The following is an 18,163-nucleotide window of genomic DNA, read 5'->3' as shown; positions in this document are numbered from 1 at the left end:
CTTTCCAGCGACTGCACCCCGGTGCGAGGAGGCACGACGATGCACGGCAGGACCAGACACCGCGACGCCACGCCGAAGGGCACGGCCCGGCCCGGCGCGTCCACCCCCCGGGGCGCGGACGCCCGGACGGGCGGCACCGCCCCGTCCGCCGGGGCCGGCCCCTCGCGGCGAACCGGTGACGCGGACACGGCGGGCGCGCCGCCGGCCGCCCGCGCGGCGGCACCCCGGACCTTCGCGCCCACCGTCGGGCGCATCCCGGTCGTGGACGTACGGCCCCGCGTGGACGGAGGGCGGCGTCCCGCCCGCGCCGTTCCGGGAGAGGTGTTCGAGGTGAGCGCCACCGTGTTCCGGGAGGGGCACGACGCGGTGGCCGCCAACGTGGTGCTGACGGGCCCCGGAGGGGAGCCCGGCCCGTGGACGCCCATGCGGCTGACGGCACCCGGAACCGACCGGTACGCCGCACCCGTGTCGGCGGACCGGGAGGGCGACTGGACGTACCGCGTGGAGGCGTGGGCCGACCCGGTGGCGACCTGGCGCCACACCGCGGAGGTGAAGGTCCCGGCGGGCATCGACGTGGAGCTGGTCCTCCAGGAGGGCGCCGCCCTCCTGGAGCGGGCCGCCGGGGCGTTCCCCGCCGGCGAGGGCGCGCCCCTGACGGACGCGGCCGCCCGCCTCCGGGACGTCTCGCTGCCCGTGGCGGAACGGCACGCCGCGGCCCTCGCCCCCGTGGTGACCGGCCTGCTCGCGGCGCGTCCGCTGCGCGAGCTGGTGACCTCGTCGGGCGAGCTGCCGCTGCGGGTCGACCGCGAACGCGCCCTGTACGGCTCCTGGTACGAGTTCTTCCCCCGCTCCGAGGGCGCGGTCGTGCCCGCGGAGCCGGGCCCCGACGGGCACCTGGAACCGCCCCGCTCGGGCACCTTCCGGACGGCGGCGCGCCGGCTGGACGCGGTGGCCGCGATGGGCTTCGACGTGGTGTACCTGCCGCCGGTCCACCCCATCGGCACCTCCCACCGCAAGGGTCCGGGCAACACGCTCACGCCCGGACCGCACGACCCGGGCTCCCCGTGGGCGATCGGCTCGGCGGACGGCGGGCACGACGCGGTCCACCCCGACCTGGGCACCCTCGACGACTTCGACGCCTTCGTCGGCCGGGCGCGCGAGCTCGGCCTGGAGGTCGCCCTGGACTTCGCCCTCCAGTGCTCGCCCGACCACCCGTGGGTGACGGAGCACCCGGAGTGGTTCCGGCACCGGATCGACGGCTCGATCGCGTACGCCGAGAACCCGCCCAAGAAGTACCAGGACATCTACCCGATCGACTTCGACACCGACCCCGAGGGGCTGCACGCGGAGTGCCTGCGGATCCTGCGCCACTGGATGGCGCACGGGGTGCGGATCTTCCGGGTCGACAACCCGCACACCAAGCCGGTGGCGTTCTGGGAGCGGCTGATCGAAGCGGTCCACGCCACCGACCCCGACGTGCTGTTCCTCGCCGAGGCGTTCACCCGCCCGGCGATGCTGCACGCCCTGGCCCGCGTCGGGTTCCACCAGTCGTACACGTACTTCACCTGGCGCAACTCCAAGGACGAGGTGGAGTCCTACCTGTCCGAGCTGGCCGGGCTCGGCGGCGAGGAGAGCGCCGCCCACCTGCGCCCCAACCTGTTCGTGAACACCCCGGACATCCTGCACGCCTACCTCCAGTACGGCGGCCGGCCCGCCTTCGAGGTACGGGCCGTCCTCGCCGCCATGGCGTCCCCCACCTGGGGCGTGTACGCGGGGTTCGAGCTGTGCGAGAACGTGGCCGCCGGCCCCGGCAGCGAGGAGTACCTGGACTCGGAGAAGTACCAGTACCGGCCCCGCGACTGGGCCGCCGAGGAGGCCGCGGGCACCTCGCTGGCGCCGCTGCTGCGCACCCTCAACGAGGTGCGCCGCGCCCACCCCGCCCTGCGGCAGCTGCGCAACCTGCGCTTCCACCGCGCCGACGACGACGCGGTGGTGTGCTTCTCCAAACGGCACGGGGACGACTGGGTGCTCGTGGTGCTCAACCTCGACCCGCACGGCGTCCGGGAGACGACCGTCTCGCTGGACCTGCCCGCCCTCGGGCTGGACCGGACCGGCACGTTCACCGTCCGCGACGAGCTCTCCGGCGACGGCGCCACCTACACCTGGGACCGCAGCAACTACGTACGTCTCGACCCGCGCCGGCAGGTCGCCCACATCCTCACGAACGGGGACAGCGCGTCGTGAACCGCGAAATGGCCGACACCCATCTGCCCGCCACCGACCTCAAGCGCCTCACCAGCGGCGAGGTCAGCGACCCGCACGCGCTCCTCGGCCCCCACCCGGGCCCCGCCGGCGTGACGGTACGGGTGCTGCGCCCGCTGGCCGACGGCGTGACCCTCACCGGTCCGTCAGGCGGGCCGCTCGCCGAGCTGGCCCACGAGGGCGGGGGCGTCTTCTCCTGCGTGCTGCCCGGCCGGGACGTACCGGACTACCGGGTCGCCGCGGTCTACGGCGACACCGTGTTCACGTACGACGACCCCTACCGCTATCTGCCGACGCTCGGCGAGCTCGACCTGCACCTGATCCGGGAGGGCCGCCACGAGCAGCTGTGGCGGGTCCTCGGCGCCACCGTCCGCGAGCACGAGTCCGGGCACGGCCGGACGCGCGGCACCGCCTTCGCCGTGTGGGCGCCCGGCGCCCGTGCCGTACGCCTGGTCGGCGACCTCAACCACTGGGACGGCGCCGCCCATCCGATGCGGTCGCTCGGGGCCAGTGGGGTGTGGGAGCTGTTCGTCCCGGGGGTGGAGCCGGGCTGCCGCTACAAGTACGAGATCCTCACCCCCGACGGCCGCTGGATCCAGAAGGCCGACCCGCTGGCGACGTCGGCCGAGCCGGCGCCCGGCACCGCGTCGGTCGTCCACAGCTCCGCGTACCGCTGGGGCGACGGCGACTGGATGCGCCGCCGCGGCGAGCGGCCCGCCACCTCGGCGCCGATGAGCGTGTACGAGATGCACCTGCCCTCCTGGCGGCCCGGCCTCGGCTACCGGGAGCTGGCCCATGAGCTCCCCGGGTACCTGAAGGGGCTGGGCTTCACCCACGTGGAGTTCCTGCCGCCCGCCGAGCACCCCTTCGGCGGCTCGTGGGGCTACCAGGTGACGTCCTACTACGCGCCGATGGCGAAGCCGGGCTCCCCCGACGACTTCCGGTACCTGGTCGACCGGCTGCACCGGGCGGGCATCGGGGTGATCGTGGACTGGGTGCCCGCGCACTTCCCGAAGGACGACTGGGCGCTCGCCCGGTTCGACGGCACCCCGCTGTACGAGCACCCCGACCCGCGCCGGGGCGAGCACCCCGACTGGGGGACGCTCGTCTTCGACTACGGGCGCGCGGAAGTGCGCAACTTCCTGGTCGCCAACGCCGTGTACTGGTGCGAGGAGTTCCACGTCGACGGGATACGCGTGGACGCCGTCGCCTCCATGCTGTACCTCGACTACTCCCGGCGGGACGGCGAATGGCTGCCCAACGCCTACGGCGGGCGGGAGAACCTCGAAGCGGTCGAGTTCCTCCAGGAGATGAACGCCACCGTGCAGCGCCGCTGTCCCGGGGTCGTCACCGTCGCCGAGGAGTCGACGGCCTGGGACGGGGTGACCCGCTCCACCGACGAGGGCGGTCTGGGCTTCGACCTGAAGTGGAACATGGGCTGGATGCACGACTCGCTGTCGTACATGGCCAACGACCCCGTGCACCGGCAGTACCACCACCACGCGATGACGTTCGCGACGATGTACGCGTACGCCGAGAACCACCTGCTGCCGATCAGCCACGACGAGGTGGTCCACGGCAAGGGGTCGCTGCTCGGCAAGATGCCCGGCGACCGGTGGCAGCGGTTCGCGAACCTACGCGCCTACCTGGCGTGGATGTGGGCCTTCCCCGGGAAGCACCTGCTGTTCATGGGGCAGGAGTTCGCCCAGGACAGCGAGTGGTCCCACGACCGGGGCCCCGACTGGTCACTGACGGGGTACGCCCCTCACGCCGGGGTCCGCGACCTGGTGCGCGACCTCAACCGGCACTACCTGGCCGACCCGGCGCTGTGGAGCCGCGACACCCGCCCGGAGGGGTTCCGCTGGATCGACGCGGACGCCGCGCAGGACAACGTGTACTCGTTCGTGCGGTACGGGGAGTCGGGCGGACCGCTGGTGTGCGTCTTCAACTTCCAGCCCGCCGCCCGCCCCGGCTTCCGGGTCGGCCTGCCGTCGGCGGGCGACTGGACCGAGGTGCTGAGCACCGACGCGGCGGCGTACGGCGGCAGCGGCGTGACGAACGCCGGGCCGGTGCGGGCACGGGACGTGCCCTGGCAGGGACTGCCCGCCAGCGCGGAGCTCACGCTGCCGCCGCTCGGCGCCGTCTGGCTTTCGCCGCACAGCTGACAACGACTGGAGAGGGAGGCGACCCGCCATGCCCGCACCGCGACTGAGGACCACCCCGCTGCCCGGGATCGGCGTGCAGTACGAGCTCACCACCCGGCGGCACGACACCCTGTCGGTCGTCGCCCACCGCGACGGCACCCGCACCCTCAACGTCCACCACGACGACGACCCCGACTCGTGCGGCCTGTCCATGCGGCTGACCGGCGCGGAGGCGCTCACCCTCACCGAGGCGCTGCTCCCCGGCCACAACAACCCGAACCTGCTGCACACCAGCGACTTCGGGCTGCTGGCGGAGCGGGTCACGGTGACCGGCGACTCGTACTGGAACGGCCGGCAGCTGGGCGAGACGAGGATGCGGACCGCGACGGGCGCGTCGATCGTCGCCGTCATGCGCCGCGCGCACCCGATCCCGTCCCCGGGGCCGGAGTTCCGGCTGCGCGGCGGGGACACGATCATCGTCGTCGGCACCCGCGAGGGCGTGGACGCGGCGCACGCCATCCTCGAACGGAAGTGATGTCGTGCATTCCGCTGTCTTCCTGATCGAGTTCGGCGCGGTGGTGCTGGCGCTCGGGCTGCTCGGCCGGTTCGCCGCACGGGTGCGCTTCTCCCCCATACCGCTGTACCTGCTGGCCGGGCTGGTCTTCGGGCACGGCGGGATCGTCCCGCTGGGCGGCAGTGAGGAGTTCATCGAGATCGGCGCCGAGATCGGGGTCGTGCTGCTGCTGCTGATGCTGGGGCTGGAGTACACGGCCGGTGACCTGGTGGGGCACCTGAGGACGCACGCCCCGGCCGGGGCGGTGGACTTCGTGCTCAACGCCGTGCCGGGCGCGGCCGTCGCGCTGCTGATGGGCTGGGGCCCGGTGGCCGCGGTGGTGCTGGCCGGGGTGACCTGGGTGTCGTCGTCCGGGGTGATCGCCAAGGTGCTGGGCGACCTGGGGCGGATCGGCAACCGCGAGACGCCGGCCATCCTGAGCGTGCTGGTCCTGGAGGACCTGGCGATGGCCGTGTACCTGCCCATCCTGACGACGCTGCTCGCCGGCGCCGGCTGGGCGGCGGGCGGGGTGACCCTGGCGATCGCGCTGGGCGCGGTCGGTGTGGTGCTGGTCGTCGCGGTCCGCTACGGGCGGCACATTTCGCGGTTCATCTCCAGCGACGACCCGGAGAAGCTGCTGCTGGTCGTCCTGGGACTGACGCTGCTGGTGTCCGGGTTCGCCCAGGAACTCCAGGTGTCGGCCGCGGTGGGGGCGTTCCTGGTGGGCATCGCGCTGTCCGGTGAGGTCGCCGAGAACACCCACCACCTGCTGATGCCGCTGCGGGACCTGTTCGCCGCCGTCTTCTTCGTCTTCTTCGGGCTCAGTACGGACCCGTCGACCATCCCGCCCGTGTTCCTGCCCGCGCTGGCGCTGGCGCTGCTCACCGCCCTGACGAAGATCGCCACGGGGTACTGGGCGGCCAGGCGCGCCGGCATCGGCGAGCGGGGGCGGTGGCGGGCGGGCGGGGCGCTGGTGGCGCGGGGCGAGTTCTCCATCGTCATCGCGGGGCTCGCGGTCACCGCGGGCGTCGAGCCGGCGCTGGGGCCGCTGGCGACGGCGTACGTGCTGCTGCTGGTCGTCCTCGGCCCGGTGGCGGCGCGGTTCACCGAGCCGGTGGCGCTGTGGGTGACGGGCCGCCGGGCTCAGCGGCGGGGCGTCGCGCCGGTGGTCGACGCGGTGGTCGAGCCGGTACCGGTGCGGGACTGAGGGCCGGCCGCCAGGCGCTCCGCGAGGCGGAGCGCCGGGGCGGTCATCGCGGTGGTGACCAGGGCGACGACGGTGAGGGCGATCAGCAGCGTCCGGTCGATGAGCCCGGCTTCGTGGCCGATGGAGATGACGACGATCTCGGTCAGCCCCCGGGAGTTCATCAGCGCCCCGACGCGCAGCCACTCGCGGCGCGGCAGACCGCCGAGGGCGCCGGCCGCCGCGCACCCCACCGACTTGGTGAGAACGGCGACCAGCAGGAGCACCGCGGTGAGCGGCCCGTCCCACGGGGCCGCGCCGAGGTCGAGGCGCTGCCCGAAGCCCAGGAAGAAACACGGCAGCAGGACCGTGCCGGCGACCGTGTCGAGTGACCTCAGCGCCGGTTCTCCGGCCGAGGCCGGACGGCGGCGGCCGTACACGTAACCGAACAGCAGCGCGCCCAGCAGCTGGTGGAGCCCGGTCGCGGACGACGCCGCGGCGGCGAGCGCGCAGCCGGCGACGGTCAGGGCGAGGTCGGTGCCACGGCTCGCGGGGCCCGGCCGCGCGCGGAGCAGGACGGCCACCGCGACCAGGCCGGTGGCCGTCAGGGCCAGGTGCCGGGCGCCGAGGGTGCCCGAGGCGATCAGCGCGGCGGTCAGGACGCACCAGGCCACCGCGTCCCCGACGGCCGCCGCGGCGAGGCTGGTGCGGCCCGCGGGGGTGGCCGTCAGGCCCTCGTCGTCCAATATCCGGGCGAGGACCGGCAGCGCGGTGACCGACAGGGCGCAGCCCAGGAACAGGGCGGAGGCCGCGGGGGTGGCCCGGGGGCCGGCGTGGGCGCCGTCCAGGGCGAGCGCCAGCACCGCTCCGGCCGCCATCGGCAGCAGGACGGAGGCCGCGCCGACGGCGGCGAGCGCCGGGGGCGCCGTCGTCGGTCCCGCCGGGCCGGCCAGGTGGCGGCCGATGCCGAAGGCGTACAGGACCAGGCCGAGTTGGGCGAGGGCGCCCAGGGCGGGCAGGACGTCCGGCCCGAACAGGAAGCGGTGGACGCCGGGGGCGACCGCGCCGAGCAGGGACGGCCCGAGCAGCAGCCCGGCCGCCAGTTCGGCGATCACCGGGGGCTGGCCGGCCCGGCGGGCGAGCCGGCCCGCGGTGCGGGTGAGCAGCAGCAGGCACGCGAGGGCCAGCAGGAACCGGCCGTCCGTCATCGGGGGGCTCCTTCGGTCGGGTGGGGGGAAGCCGAAGGGCGCCCGGTCAGGCCGGGCGCCCTTCGTGGTGCGGCCTCGCCGCGGCCCGGCGGGTCAGCGGGCGACCCGGGCGTAACGGCCGGACTGGACCGTGCTCTTGTCGATGGCCGCGAGGAAGTCCTGGGTCTCGGCGGCGGAGAAGAAGCCGGTCATGGTGGCGTCCGCGTCCTCGGGGGTGGCCCAGTGGACGATCACCAGGTACTCCCCGTCGTCGCTGCGGGTGACTTCGCGGGACAGGAAGCCGGGACGCTTGGCCATGTAGTCGTCCTCGACCTTCCGGTCGAGGGTCTCGAAGGCGGTGGTGTCGGTGCCGGGGACCAGCTTGAACCTGACGGTCTCTACGGTGCTCATCGTTCCTCCTGGAAGACGTGGGCGTGGGCGCGGGCCCACTGGGTGAAGGTGCGGGGCGGGCGGCCGAGGAGCTCGGCGACGGTGGGCCGCACCCGCGAGTCGTCGAGGGTGCCGTCCGCGTAGTAGCGGAAGAAGGCGTCGATGTACGCGGGCGGCGTGCCGCCGGCCTCCATCTCCTCGCGGGCCTCCTCGTCGGTCAGGCCCTCGAAGCGCAGGGGGCGTCCGAGGACCTCGCCGAGGACGCGGACCCGGTCGGCGGGCAGCAGCGGTTCGGGCCCGCTCAGGGCGTGGGCGCGGCCGTGGTGGTCCGGGTCGAGCAGGACGTGCGCGGCGACGGCCGCGATGTCGTACGGGTCGATCATGGCGACCGGCACGGTGGGGAACGCGGCGCGCACCACGTCGCCGGCCGCCAGCTGCGCGGTCCACTGGAAGGTGTTGGACATGAAGCCGCTGGGCCGCAGGATCGTCCAGGGCAGCCCGGAGGCCCGTACCGCCTCCTCGGAGACGATCATGAACCGGGAGATGGCGTTGTCCATGTCGCCGTCCGGGGCGGCGATGCTGGAGAGCAGCACCACGTGCTCGACCCCGGCCCGGGCGCACTCGCCGAGCACGCCCGGCATGTCCGCGTAGCCGGGCAGCAGGAACACCGCGCGGGCCCCCTTGAGGGCGGGGCGCAGCGATGCGGGGCGGTCGAGGTCCCCGACGGCCGCCTCCGCGCCGGCGGGCGGTTCGGCGCCGTTCCTGACCAGGGCGCGCACCGGCCGGCCGGAGCGGGCCAGCCTCGTGGTCAGCTCGCCGCCGACGTGGCCGGTGGCTCCGGTCACCAGGATCATGCGGGTCTCCTCGCCTCAGACGTCAGGTCGAGCACCAGGCGGCCACGTACGTGGCCCTCCTCGCCGAGCCTGTGCGCCCGTGCCACCTCGTCCAGCGGGAAGACCCGCTGGATCTCGGGGCGGACGCCGCCGGTGGCGAGGAGGCCGGCGAGCCGGTCGAGGACCGGGCCGTCGGGGTGCACGTAGGTGAAGCCGGCACGGACGCCGTGGGCCTGCGCGGTCCGGCGGTGGTCGGGTCCCTCTCCCTTGAGGGTGACGACGATCCCGCCGGGGCGTACGACGTCGAGCAGCCGGAAGAACTCGGCGCCGCCCATGGGGTCGACGGCCAGGTCCACGTCCCCGACCTCCTTCTGGAGCGGGACGGTCCGGTAGTCGACGGCCCGCTGGGCGCCGAGGGAGCGGACGAACGGGTGGTTGGCGGGGGACGCGGTGCCGATGACCTCGGCGCCCGCGTCGGCGGCCAGTTGCACCGCGATGTGCCCGACTCCCCCGGCCGCCCCGGACACCAGGACGCGGTGGCCCGGCCGCAGCCCGCCGTGCTCGAACAGCGTCTGCCAGGCGGTGAGGCCCACCATCGGCAGCGACGCGGCCACCACGTGGTCGACGCCGTCCGGTTTGGCGGCGAGTTCGGCCTCCGGGGCGACGGCGTACTCGGCGTACCCGCCCGCGAGGGCGGGAAAGCGGGGCATGCCGAACACGGCGTCGCCCTCGGTGAACCGCCGGGTGCCCGGGCCGGTGGCGGCCACCGTGCCCGAGACGTCCCAGCCGAGCACGGCGGGGAACCCGTCGACGCCGACGCCTTGACCGGCCCGGGTCGCCTGGTCGATGGCGTTGACGCCGGCCGCGTGGACGCGGATCAGCACCTCGCCCTCGCCGGGCACCGGGACGGGTACCTCACGCACCCGGAGGGTGTCCGGCGTACCGAAGGCGTCGATGACCGCCGCCCGCATGACGGCCGGCGTCACGGCGCGAGGCGCAGGTCGTGCTTGGGCGCGAGCTCCACGATCTGCCGCTTCCGCTCGTCGGTCAGCGGGACCGGGGCCTCGCCGGCCCGCGCCTCGTGGCCGATCTCCATGAAGAAGTTCTCCAGGTACGCGGGGGTGAACAGGAACAGCATCCGGCTGACGTGCAGCCCGACGTTGCGGAACCGGTGGCGGGTGCCGCGCGGCACGAAGACGAAGTCGCCGTCGTGGGCGACGAAGGTCTTCTCGCCGTTGAGGAACTCGATGTCGCCGTTGAGGATGTAGAACGCCTCGTCCGCGTGCGGGTGGATGTGCGGCGGCGGGCCGCCGCCGGGCGGGACGGACGCCTCGGCGAAGGTGAGCGTGCCGCCCGTGTTCTCGCGGGTGGCCTTGAAGGTGTAGACGGCGTCGCCGAACCAGTACGTCGGGCCGGTGCCCGCCGGGTGGTGGACGACGGCGCCCTCGGGGTGGGGGTCGCTCGTCCCCGTGGTGGGCCGTGCGGTGGTGGTCATCCGGGTCTCCTGGGGGTCAGAGGCGGAACAGGCCGGGGTCGCCGACCACGACGTCGAGGAGGACGGGGCCGTCGGCGGTCAGCGCCTCGCGCAGCGCCGCCTGGAGGCCCTCGGGGGTCTCGACGCGCTCGCCGCGCACGCCGAACCCGCGGGCCAGCTGCGCCATGTCGACGCCGCTGAGGTCGTACCCCTTCTCCCAGGACTTCTGGTCCTGGAGGTAGTACTTCAGCGAGAGGTAGCCGGCGTTGTCGGGGATGACGAAGGTGACCGGCAGGTTGTGCTGGGCCGCGGTCCACAGGGAGTGCAGGGTGTACTGGGCCGAGCCCTCCCCGACCACCACGACCGCGCGGCGGTCGGGGCGGGCGAGCGCGTAGCCGACGGCGCCGGCGAAGGGGAAGCCGAGCGCGCCGCTGGCGGTGGCGAAGTACCCGTTGCCGGCGCCGAGCGGGATCTGCTCGTGGAAGTCGGCGCGGGCGATGGGCAGTTCCTCGAACAGGACCGCCGTCTCGGGCAGTTCCTTCGACAGCAGGTGGAACAGGTACGCCTGGGTGAGCGGCGTCGAGGGCTCCGGTACGGGGACGGGCTCGCGCACGGGGGTCAGCTCGACGCGCTCGCGCTGCTCGACCAGCGGGACCAGGGCCCGCACCACGTCGCCGGGCCGGGCGATGAACGCCGCGTCGGCCAGGGTGGCGGCGGCGGCCTGCGGGTCGTCGGTGACGTGCAGGAACTCGACGTCGGCGGTGAGCGTGGGCCGGGGGCTCCGGTCGAGGTCGGCCGGCGCGGTGGAGAACAGGTCCCAGGCGGTGAACAGGGTGAACGCGGGCCCGCCGAGGACGACGACCACGTCGTGCTGGGCGGCGAGCCGCTCGTTGATCAGCTCGGGGATGGGCGGCAGGACCCCGGCGAACAGCGGGTGGTCCTCCGGGAACGCGCCGCGGTTCCACACGGGGGCGCCCCAGACGCGGGCGTTGAGCTTCTCGGCCAGCTCGACCAGCGCGCCGCGCGCCCCCTGGGCGTCCACCGGGCCGCCGGCGATCAGGCCGGGGCGCCGCGCCCCGTTGAGGGCGGCGGCGATGCGGTCCAGGGCGGCGGGGGACGGGACGGTGGCGTCCTCCACGGTGGGGATGCGCACCGGCTCGGGGTCGGCGGGGCGGACGAAGTCGTCCTCGGGGACGGCCACGAACACCGGGCCCTGCGGCGCCTGCTTGGCGATCCGGTAGGCCTGGGCGATGGTCGCGGGCACGTCCTGGGGGCGGGCGGGTTCGGCGGCCCACTTGATGTACGGCTTGGGCAGCTGGGTGGCGTCCTTGGCGATGAGGAACGGGTCGCCGAGGAGCATCTTGCGGGCCTGCTGGCCGCCCAGGATGACCATGGGGGTCTTGGCGGAGGCGGCGGTGTAGACGCTGCCCATGGCGTTGGCGAGGCCGGGGCCGCCGTTGATGATGACGAGCGCGGGTTCACCGGTGGCCTGGGCGTAGCCGTCCGCCATGCCGACGACGGACGCCTCCTGGAGGCCCATGACGAACCGGAACTCGTCGTCCGGCCAGGCTTCGAAGAGCTTCATCTCGGTGTGGCTGGGGTTGCTGAAGATGGTCGTCAGCCCCAGCCGGCGCAGCACGTCCAGCGTTTCGTCGCGTACGGTCCGGTGGCCGGTTGCCTCGGTCACGGCATGTCTCCTACGGGGGTGGGCCGGCTGGCGGGGGCCGCCAGGGCGGTGGGAAGGGTGAGCTTGCGCCCGGCCCAGGTGGCGGGCAGGGCGAGGGCGCAGACGATCAGGGCGACGAGGGGCGTGCGGCCGACGCCGTACGTGGCGACCGCCCAGCCGCCGATGGCGGCGCCGGCGGCGATGCCCGCGTTGACGGCGGAGGCGCCCAGGGTGGCGGCGAGGTCGCCGCCGGGGCCGGCGAGGGAGATGATCCGCAGCTGGAGCGACGGCACGATGCCGAACCCGACGAGGCCCCAGGCGGCCAGGGCGACCGCGGCGAGCACCGGGTGGGAGCCGGTGAGGTGCAGCGCGCCGAGGGCGAGGACGAGGACGGTGTTGCCGACGAGGAGGGTGAGGTCGGCGTTCCGGTCCGCGAACCTGCCGCCGGCGAAGGTGCCGGCGGCGCTGGCGAGGCCGAAGATCAGCAGGAAGGCGCTGACGCCGCCGCCGGAGATGCCGGTGACGTCCTCCAGGTACGGCGCCAGGTAGGTGAAGGCGGTGAACTGGCCGCCGAGCAGCAGCAGTCCGATGCCGAGCATGGCCAGCACGCGGGGCGCGAAGGCGTGCCGGGCCTGGGCGCGCAGCCCGCCGGAGCCGCTGCCCTCGACGGCGGGTACGAGGGCGAGGACGGCGACGAGCGCGAGGGCGCCGAGGACGACGATGCCGGTGAAGGCGGCGCGCCAGCCGAGGGACTGGCCGACGAGCGTGCCGAGCGGCACCCCGATGACGGTGGACACCGCGATGCCGCCGAACACCATGGAGACGGCCTGCCCGCGGCGTTCGGCCGGTACGAGCCCGGCGGCGACGGCGGAGGCGACGCCGATGAACAGACCGTGGATGGCGCCGGTGACCACCCGCGCGGCCAGCAGCAGCCCGAACGCGGACGCGAACACGGCGACGAGGTTGCCGGCGACGAACACGGCCAGGGCGAGCCCCAGCAGTGTGCGGCGGGGCAGCTTGATGGTCGCGGCGGTGACGACGGGCCCGCCGAGCGAGATGCCCAGCGCGTACGCGGTCACCAGGAGCCCGGCCGTCCCGACGGACACGTCCAGGTCGCCGGCGATGAGGCTGAGGACGCCGACGATGACCAACTCGGCGGTGCCGATGACGAACGCGCCGAGGCCGAGTGCGGCGAGCGCGTGGGTACTGCTCCGGGTCCCGCTCATCGGCGAGCCCCTCCTTCTGTTTCCGTTCGGACGTGGTGACCGGCCCATGGCCTCGGGGGATCACCGGCCCCGTGGGGGCCGCCCGGGGGCCGGGCGGGGGGGGAGAACCGGGTGTGGGCGGGGCGTGGGCCGGGCGTGGTGGCGACAGGCGCGGCTGCGGGGGAGCCGCCCCGGCGGGGGCGGGGGTCCCGGGGGCGCGCCTCCGTGGGGGTGGGGGCGCGCCCCTGTGGGGCCGTGGCGGGGGTGGGGCCCCGCGTCAGACCTTGTAGCGCTGCTTGACGTCCTCGGCGAAGCCGAGGTAGTCGCGCAGCGGCCAGACCTGCTCGAACTCCAGGTACTCGCGCATGGGGAGGCGCCCCAGGGCGGTGCGGTCGAGTTCCTCGGCGTCCGGGGAGTCGATGATGGCGATGACCCGCTTCTGGGCGGCCACCTTCCAGATCCCCACGCAGAAACCGGAGTCGAGCGTCTCCTGGGCGTGGACGGCCTCGTCCTGCTCCAGCTCCCACAGCTCGTCGAGCGTGAGGCGTCCCTCGTGCTTCCACTTCATCTGGACGTAGAACAGCATGGGTCACTTCCCGTCGGTGTCGCGTATCAGTGCGGTGAGCGCGTGGTCGGCGCCGAACACCTCCACGGCCAGGTCGAGCGGCGTCTTGCCGTCGTGGCCGACGAGGTCGAGCCGGGCGCCGGCGTCGACGAGGATGCGGACGCACTCCTCGTAGCCGTGCCACAGCGCGTCGTGCAGCGGCGTGTATCCGTTCGTCGCGCCCTGGAAGTCCAGGTCGATGCCGGGCCGGGCGACGAGCTGGGCCGTGATGTCGGCGTGGCCGTTGTAGACCGCCTTGTGCAGGGGTACGGCGCCGAACGTCGGCTCCACCGCGTTGACGTCCGCGCCCGCCGCGAGCAGCAGCGCGACGATCTCGCCGTGCCCGTCGCGGGAGGCGACCAGCAGCGGGGTGTGCCAGTCGTTGAACCCGCCCAGGAACGGGGACCGCTCGTCGACCTCGGCGCCCTCGTGCAGGAGTTTGCGGACCCGCTCGGTGTCGCCCTCCGCGGTGGCGGCCATCAGCTCCTGCCGGGACACCGCCGCCTCGTCGCTCGCGCGCCGCGCGTTGAGGTGCTCCTCGGCCTTGAGCAGCTTGTCCTTGCCGAAGGTGTTGACGTTCAGCTCGTACGCGAAGTGCTGCTCCAGCGAGAAGCCGTAGTGCGTGTACACCTTGAGGGAGGCGCCCTTGGCGAGCAGGTACTCGGCGATGTCCGGGTACTTGTACCAGAGGGCGTCCATCAGGGCGGTGTGGCCGGTGGTGGGCGCGACGGCGTCGACGAACGCGCCGGCCTCGACCAGGGCGCGCACCACGTCGAGGCTGCCGCCCTGGCAGGCCTTGTGCAGGGCGGTCGCCCCGGCGCGGGTGTCGGCGGTGTGGACGTCGGCGCCCGCCCCGATCAGTGCCCGCACGGTCGGCGCGTCGGCCTGCCCGGCGGCGATCATCAGGACGGTCAGGCCGCTGGCCGCCTCGCGGGTGGAGGGGTCGGCGCCGGCGACCAGCAGCCCCGCCACGTTGGCGGTGTCGCGCTCGCGGACGGCCGCGACGAGGTCGGTGCTCATCAGGCGGCCACCTGTCCGGACGTGTCCCCGCGCAGGGCGCGGACGATCGGGGACGGGTCGGTGTACGACTTCCAGCGGACGATCCTGCCGTCGCGGACGGTCAGCCACTGGACGAACTCGATCTCGAATTCGACACCGTTGTTCCGGACCGCCGACAGTTCGTGGATGACACCCGCGGCCTTTTCGCCGTCGACCACCAGGTCCACGAGCTTCTCGAACTTGACCTCGCACTCCCCGGTGAAGACCTGGAGGCTGGCGAGGACCGCGTCACGGCCGCGGATCGCGCCGATCCACTTCATGTCGTCGTTGTAGCCGGGGACCGGCGTGTAATTGATCCACTCGACGTCGTCGGCGAGCAGTCCGAGACAGGTCTCGAAATCCCCGGAGGCGAGCGCGTCGAACCAGCGCTGGGCGACCGAGCGGGTCGCTGCTGTGAGGTCACTCATGTGTACTCCTCGATAAGCCCGAGAGAATTCCCAGAAGATAGTGATTCCGTTTCCGCCCGCTCACCAACAATGTGCCGCCGACTTCCTGAGATTCCGGATTCCGGGGCCGCCGGAATCCGGAATCTCAAGACTTCTGCGACTCGGCGGCGAGCGTGAGCAGTTGCCGGTTGCCGTCGGCCCATGTCGCCGTCATGACGACGTCGGCGATGCGCCAGCCGTCATCGGTGCGCACGAGCGCGAAGCGGTAGTGGCCGCCCAGGGTCCACAGCGGGCCGCCGTGCTCGTTGGGCAGCCGGTGCGTGGCCTGGAACATGGCCGTGCACACGGCCGAGTCACCGTCGAGGTCGACCAGGAAGTTGCTGAACACGTGCTGGGTGGCGGTGAAGGCGCCGAGCAGTCCGGACCAGGCGCTCACCAGGCCCTTGGCCGGGACGACGGCCGGCTCGCCGCCGTTGAGGCTGGTGTAGTCGAGCCGGACCTCGTCGGTGAACACCCGCTCCAGCGCCTCCCAGTCGCGCTGGTCGGTGTACCAGCCCATCCGGGTGCAGGTGTCGATGACGTCAAGTCGGTCCGTCGTGGTACTCATCGGCCGACCACCTCCAGATTCTCCGTGGGTGCGTAACAGGTGTGGCCCGACTGCTCGGTCCACCGGTGCTCGATGAACAGCGCGCAGACGATCAGGGCACCGAGGGACATCACCTCGGCGACGGCCGCGCCGAAGTGGCCGGCCGGCACGGTGAGGAAGGCCAGCGCGGCGGCGGCGAAGTGGAAGCGCTGCGGGCCGATCTTGAGGATTCCGTGGAACCAGGCGATGCCCACCAGGTAGAGCGCCACACCGCCGGCCAGCGCCAGGGACGGCGCGAGCGGCAGCTGGGCGAAGGGGTGGGCGATCGTCTTCTTCACGGCCGCGGCGATCAGGATCAGGCCCAGCAGCATGGGGACGTGTGCGTAGAAGAAGGCGGACAGCGCCATGCGGGACCGGGTGGTGGCGTCCTGCCGCTCCAGAGCGACCTCGGCGCGCCGGGCCTTCTCCGACTCGTTGAAGTACACCCACCACAGGCAGGCCGGGATGACGAAGATGAGCACGGCCGTGGTGACGACCGACAGCCCCGCCGGGGCGCCGTCGGTGCCGATGCCCAGCGCCAGGAAGGAGTCCCCCAGCGCGATGATCATGAGCAGGCCGTGGCGCTCCACGAAGTGGCCGGGTTTGAGGTCGAAGCCGGAGACCCCGGTGATGATCGGCGCCAGGATCTCCAGCAGCACCGCGCCGCCCCAGCACAGGTACACCGGTGTCCCGTCGAGGAACCCGGCGCAGATGATCAGGGCCGCCCCGGTGACGTGGAAGGGGGCGATGCGCAGCATGTTCCGGGCGGCGCTGGGCCCGCTGAAGGCGAACAGCGCGGCGTGGACGCTGACGATCAGCAGGTAGCCCACGCCGAAGGCGACGCCGTCGCCGTCGAAGGCGTTGGGCGTGGTGAGCCCGACGACCAGGAACGACGCCATGCCGAGGAGCAGCAGCAGTCGCTGGTGCTTGCCGTGCGGCGGGACGTGGTTGGTCAGCCAGGCGTACCCGCCGTACATCCACCACAGCAGCCAGAAGATCAACAGGATCTGGAGGACCCCGAGGGGGTTCATGCGGTCGCTGAAGACCCGGGCGAGCTGGGTGAAGTTGAAGACGAACGCGAGGTCGAAGAAGAGCTCCAGGGTGGTGACCCGCGCCTTGTCAGCCGGCGGCGCGTCGTCGCCGACTTCCCGGGTGCCTTTCGTAACGGCTTCCGTGGACATGGTCGTGAAGGTAACGGCCGGTCCGGCGGTGGGTCGAAAAGTTCGGTCGGACATCATGAGGTCGCGCGCACCAGGGATCGGCGGTTCGGCTTTCGCACTCCTGCGCCCCCTCCGGCGGAACGGCAAAATCCGCACTTGACATGAGAAAGTCTGGCTGTCCTCGGCCCGGGGATGAGCACCCCTTTTCCGGTGCGTGCCGCCGTCCTCACCTGAGCTTTCCGGCCATCCGGAAGGTTTTCCCGGAGGTATTGCGGTCCGGCCGGAGTCCGCCGTCCGAAACATAAGGTCTCTCGCACCTGGGCGGGTTGGCCCGAAGCCGCCCTTCGAGAGAAGAGAGACACACGTGCACCGCATTCGTCCTTTCCGTTCTTTGCTGGCCGCCGGGCTCTCCCTGGCCGGTCTGCTCTCCCTCACCGGCATGGCCGGTACGGCCGTCGCCGACGACGACATGGCCGACGCCAAGTACGTGGCGGGCACCGCCTTCACGCTGCCGGGCGCCCGCGCGTTCCCCGAGGGCATCGCCGTGGACAGCAGGACGGGTGACTTCTACGTCGGCTCGTACGCCACGGGCGCGATCTACCGCACGCCGGCCGGCCAGAAGGCCGCCGAGGTGTTCCTGCCGGACGGCGCCGACGGCCGTACGACGGCGGCCGGGCTCAAGGTCGACGGCGCCGGCCGGCTGTGGGTCACCGACCCCAAGGGCGTGATGGTCTACGACATCGCCGGCCGCAAGCGGCTCGCGCACTTCACCGTGTCGGCCCCCGAGGTGTCCCTGCTCAACGACCTGGACATCGCCCCGGACGGGACGGCGTACGTGACCGACTCGTACCTGGCGGTGGTGTACCGCGTCACCCCGGCGCAGCTCCAGACGGCGATCGGGGCCGGCGGCAACGGTGGGACGCTGACCACCGCGTACAACCTCACCGGCGTCATACCGCCGCAGCCGGCGAAGACCGTCACGCTCAACGGCATCGAGGCCGACGCTTCGGGCGGCTACCTGATCACGGTCGACTCGGCCGGCGGCGGGCTGTACCGGATCGACCTGAGATCGGGGGCCATGCAGAAGGTGACCGGCACCGTCAGTCTCAAGTACGGCGACGGGCTGCACCTGGAGTCGGGCCGCGTGTGGCTCGCGCACTACGGCAACGACACCCTGAGCCGGCTGCGGCTCAACTCCGACGCCACGTCGTTCACCGTGGAGCGCCAGGTCGTCGACGCCACGCTGGAGATGCCCACGACGGTGGTGCGCCGCAACAGCCACCTGTACGTGGTGCGTTCGCAGTTCGGCAAAATGGCCGGCGGCACGGCCGACCTCCCGTTCACCATCGCCGACGTGACCGGGTTCTGACGCGCGACGGCGGGGAGACCGGGTTGCGCCCCGGTCCCCCCGCCGCCCGTCCGGCGGCCGGGC

17 protein-coding genes are annotated in these 18,163 nt (G+C 73.2%); 5 read left to right on the top strand and 12 right to left on the bottom strand.

The genetic code is table 11. From position 1 onward, the window contains the following. Positions 1–39 precede the first annotated feature (39 nt). The 4 genes from AC07DW_RS13860 to AC07DW_RS13845 are packed head-to-tail and all read left to right on the top strand — an operon-like array spanning position 40 to position 6,166. The gene (locus tag AC07DW_RS13860; RefSeq protein WP_478857857.1) at positions 40–2,244 is read left to right on the top strand and encodes an alpha-1,4-glucan--maltose-1-phosphate maltosyltransferase; all 2,205 of its coding nucleotides are present in this window, start codon (positions 40–42) and stop codon (positions 2,242–2,244) included. Further along, positions 2,241–4,427 carry a 1,4-alpha-glucan branching protein GlgB gene (glgB, locus tag AC07DW_RS13855; protein ID WP_478857856.1) on the top strand — a complete coding sequence of 729 codons (2,187 nt, stop codon included), beginning with the start codon at positions 2,241–2,243 and terminating at the stop codon, positions 4,425–4,427. Before AC07DW_RS13860 ends, glgB begins: the two co-directional genes overlap by 4 nt. 28 nt (positions 4,428–4,455) lie before the next feature. After that, entirely contained in the window at positions 4,456–4,941 is a 486-nt protein-coding gene (locus AC07DW_RS13850; RefSeq protein ID WP_064071875.1) for a cation:proton antiporter regulatory subunit, read from the top strand. Between the two features lie 4 nt (positions 4,942–4,945). After that, positions 4,946–6,166, top strand: a complete 1,221-nt coding sequence (locus tag AC07DW_RS13845; RefSeq protein WP_478857855.1) for a cation:proton antiporter — start codon at positions 4,946–4,948, stop codon at positions 6,164–6,166. On the opposite strand, the gene AC07DW_RS13840 is transcribed toward AC07DW_RS13845, so the two are convergent. The 12 genes from AC07DW_RS13840 to AC07DW_RS13785 form a co-directional block, all read right to left on the bottom strand. After that, on the bottom strand, positions 6,103–7,350 hold the full coding sequence (locus AC07DW_RS13840; RefSeq protein WP_478857854.1) for a cation:proton antiporter: 1,248 nt from the start codon (positions 7,348–7,350) through the stop codon (positions 6,103–6,105). The two genes, AC07DW_RS13845 and AC07DW_RS13840, sit on opposite strands and share 64 nt — an antisense overlap. 93 nt (positions 7,351–7,443) lie before the next feature. After that, positions 7,444–7,740, bottom strand: a complete 297-nt coding sequence (locus tag AC07DW_RS13835) for an antibiotic biosynthesis monooxygenase family protein (RefSeq protein WP_478857853.1) — start codon at positions 7,738–7,740, stop codon at positions 7,444–7,446. Then, complete coding sequence (locus AC07DW_RS13830) at positions 7,737–8,573, bottom strand: NAD(P)H-binding protein (protein ID WP_478857852.1); 837 nt, start codon at positions 8,571–8,573, stop codon at positions 7,737–7,739. The genes AC07DW_RS13835 and AC07DW_RS13830 overlap by 4 nt, the downstream gene beginning before the upstream one ends. Then, positions 8,570–9,538, bottom strand: coding sequence for an NADP-dependent oxidoreductase (locus tag AC07DW_RS13825; protein ID WP_478857851.1), 969 nt, complete (start codon positions 9,536–9,538; stop codon positions 8,570–8,572). Before AC07DW_RS13825 ends, AC07DW_RS13830 begins: the two co-directional genes overlap by 4 nt. Beyond that, positions 9,535–10,047, bottom strand: coding sequence for a cupin domain-containing protein (locus tag AC07DW_RS13820; protein ID WP_478857850.1), 513 nt, complete (start codon positions 10,045–10,047; stop codon positions 9,535–9,537). The genes AC07DW_RS13825 and AC07DW_RS13820 overlap by 4 nt, the downstream gene beginning before the upstream one ends. Before the next feature lie 16 nt (positions 10,048–10,063). Further along, complete coding sequence (mdlC, locus tag AC07DW_RS13815) at positions 10,064–11,713, bottom strand: benzoylformate decarboxylase (RefSeq protein ID WP_478857849.1); 1,650 nt, start codon at positions 11,711–11,713, stop codon at positions 10,064–10,066. After that, positions 11,710–12,918, bottom strand: a complete 1,209-nt coding sequence (locus AC07DW_RS13810) for an MFS transporter (RefSeq protein WP_478857848.1) — start codon at positions 12,916–12,918, stop codon at positions 11,710–11,712. Before AC07DW_RS13810 ends, mdlC begins: the two co-directional genes overlap by 4 nt. 256 nt (positions 12,919–13,174) lie before the next feature. Next, positions 13,175–13,483 carry a muconolactone Delta-isomerase gene (locus AC07DW_RS13805; RefSeq protein ID WP_064071883.1) on the bottom strand — a complete coding sequence of 103 codons (309 nt, stop codon included), beginning with the start codon at positions 13,481–13,483 and terminating at the stop codon, positions 13,175–13,177. Between the two features lie 3 nt (positions 13,484–13,486). Continuing rightward, positions 13,487–14,521 carry an ankyrin repeat domain-containing protein gene (locus tag AC07DW_RS13800; protein WP_478857847.1) on the bottom strand — a complete coding sequence of 345 codons (1,035 nt, stop codon included), beginning with the start codon at positions 14,519–14,521 and terminating at the stop codon, positions 13,487–13,489. Continuing rightward, entirely contained in the window at positions 14,521–14,967 is a 447-nt protein-coding gene (locus AC07DW_RS13795) for a nuclear transport factor 2 family protein (RefSeq protein ID WP_478857846.1), read from the bottom strand. Before AC07DW_RS13795 ends, AC07DW_RS13800 begins: the two co-directional genes overlap by 1 nt. Positions 14,968–15,091: 124 nt before the next feature. Then, positions 15,092–15,553 (bottom strand): nuclear transport factor 2 family protein, encoded by a 462-nt coding sequence (locus AC07DW_RS13790; RefSeq protein WP_478857845.1) that lies wholly within the window; start codon positions 15,551–15,553, stop codon positions 15,092–15,094. Further along, positions 15,550–16,752, bottom strand: a complete 1,203-nt coding sequence (locus AC07DW_RS13785) for a low temperature requirement protein A (protein ID WP_478857844.1) — start codon at positions 16,750–16,752, stop codon at positions 15,550–15,552. The genes AC07DW_RS13790 and AC07DW_RS13785 overlap by 4 nt, the downstream gene beginning before the upstream one ends. A gap of 343 nt (positions 16,753–17,095) precedes the next feature. Between AC07DW_RS13785 and AC07DW_RS13780 the strand changes: the two genes are divergently transcribed. Next, positions 17,096–18,100: an SMP-30/gluconolactonase/LRE family protein gene (locus tag AC07DW_RS13780; RefSeq protein WP_478857843.1), complete on the top strand. Its 1,005-nt coding sequence runs from the start codon at positions 17,096–17,098 to the stop codon at positions 18,098–18,100. Positions 18,101–18,163: the final 63 nt, after the last annotated feature.

This window comes from Streptomyces sp. NPDC045701 (genome assembly GCF_056432045.1).
The sequence above is the reverse complement of the archived record's forward strand: the minus strand, read 5'-3'. Positions and strand labels throughout refer to the sequence as shown.

Coding starts and splice junctions, on each gene's coding strand:
- AC07DW_RS13830 (WP_478857852.1), bottom strand. CDS start 8,573: ATGATCCTGGTGACCGGAGCCACCGGCCACGTCGGCGGCGAGCTGACC.
- AC07DW_RS13805 (WP_064071883.1), bottom strand. CDS start 13,483: ATGCTGTTCTACGTCCAGATGAAGTGGAAGCACGAGGGACGCCTCACG.
- AC07DW_RS13785 (WP_478857844.1), bottom strand. CDS start 16,752: ATGTCCACGGAAGCCGTTACGAAAGGCACCCGGGAAGTCGGCGACGAC.
- AC07DW_RS13790 (WP_478857845.1), bottom strand. CDS start 15,553: ATGAGTACCACGACGGACCGACTTGACGTCATCGACACCTGCACCCGG.
- AC07DW_RS13840 (WP_478857854.1), bottom strand. CDS start 7,350: ATGACGGACGGCCGGTTCCTGCTGGCCCTCGCGTGCCTGCTGCTGCTC.
- AC07DW_RS13800 (WP_478857847.1), bottom strand. CDS start 14,521: ATGAGCACCGACCTCGTCGCGGCCGTCCGCGAGCGCGACACCGCCAAC.
- AC07DW_RS13820 (WP_478857850.1), bottom strand. CDS start 10,047: ATGACCACCACCGCACGGCCCACCACGGGGACGAGCGACCCCCACCCC.
- AC07DW_RS13860 (WP_478857857.1), top strand. CDS start 40: ATGCACGGCAGGACCAGACACCGCGACGCCACGCCGAAGGGCACGGCC.
- AC07DW_RS13795 (WP_478857846.1), bottom strand. CDS start 14,967: ATGAGTGACCTCACAGCAGCGACCCGCTCGGTCGCCCAGCGCTGGTTC.
- AC07DW_RS13850 (WP_064071875.1), top strand. CDS start 4,456: ATGCCCGCACCGCGACTGAGGACCACCCCGCTGCCCGGGATCGGCGTG.
- AC07DW_RS13835 (WP_478857853.1), bottom strand. CDS start 7,740: ATGAGCACCGTAGAGACCGTCAGGTTCAAGCTGGTCCCCGGCACCGAC.
- AC07DW_RS13810 (WP_478857848.1), bottom strand. CDS start 12,918: ATGAGCGGGACCCGGAGCAGTACCCACGCGCTCGCCGCACTCGGCCTC.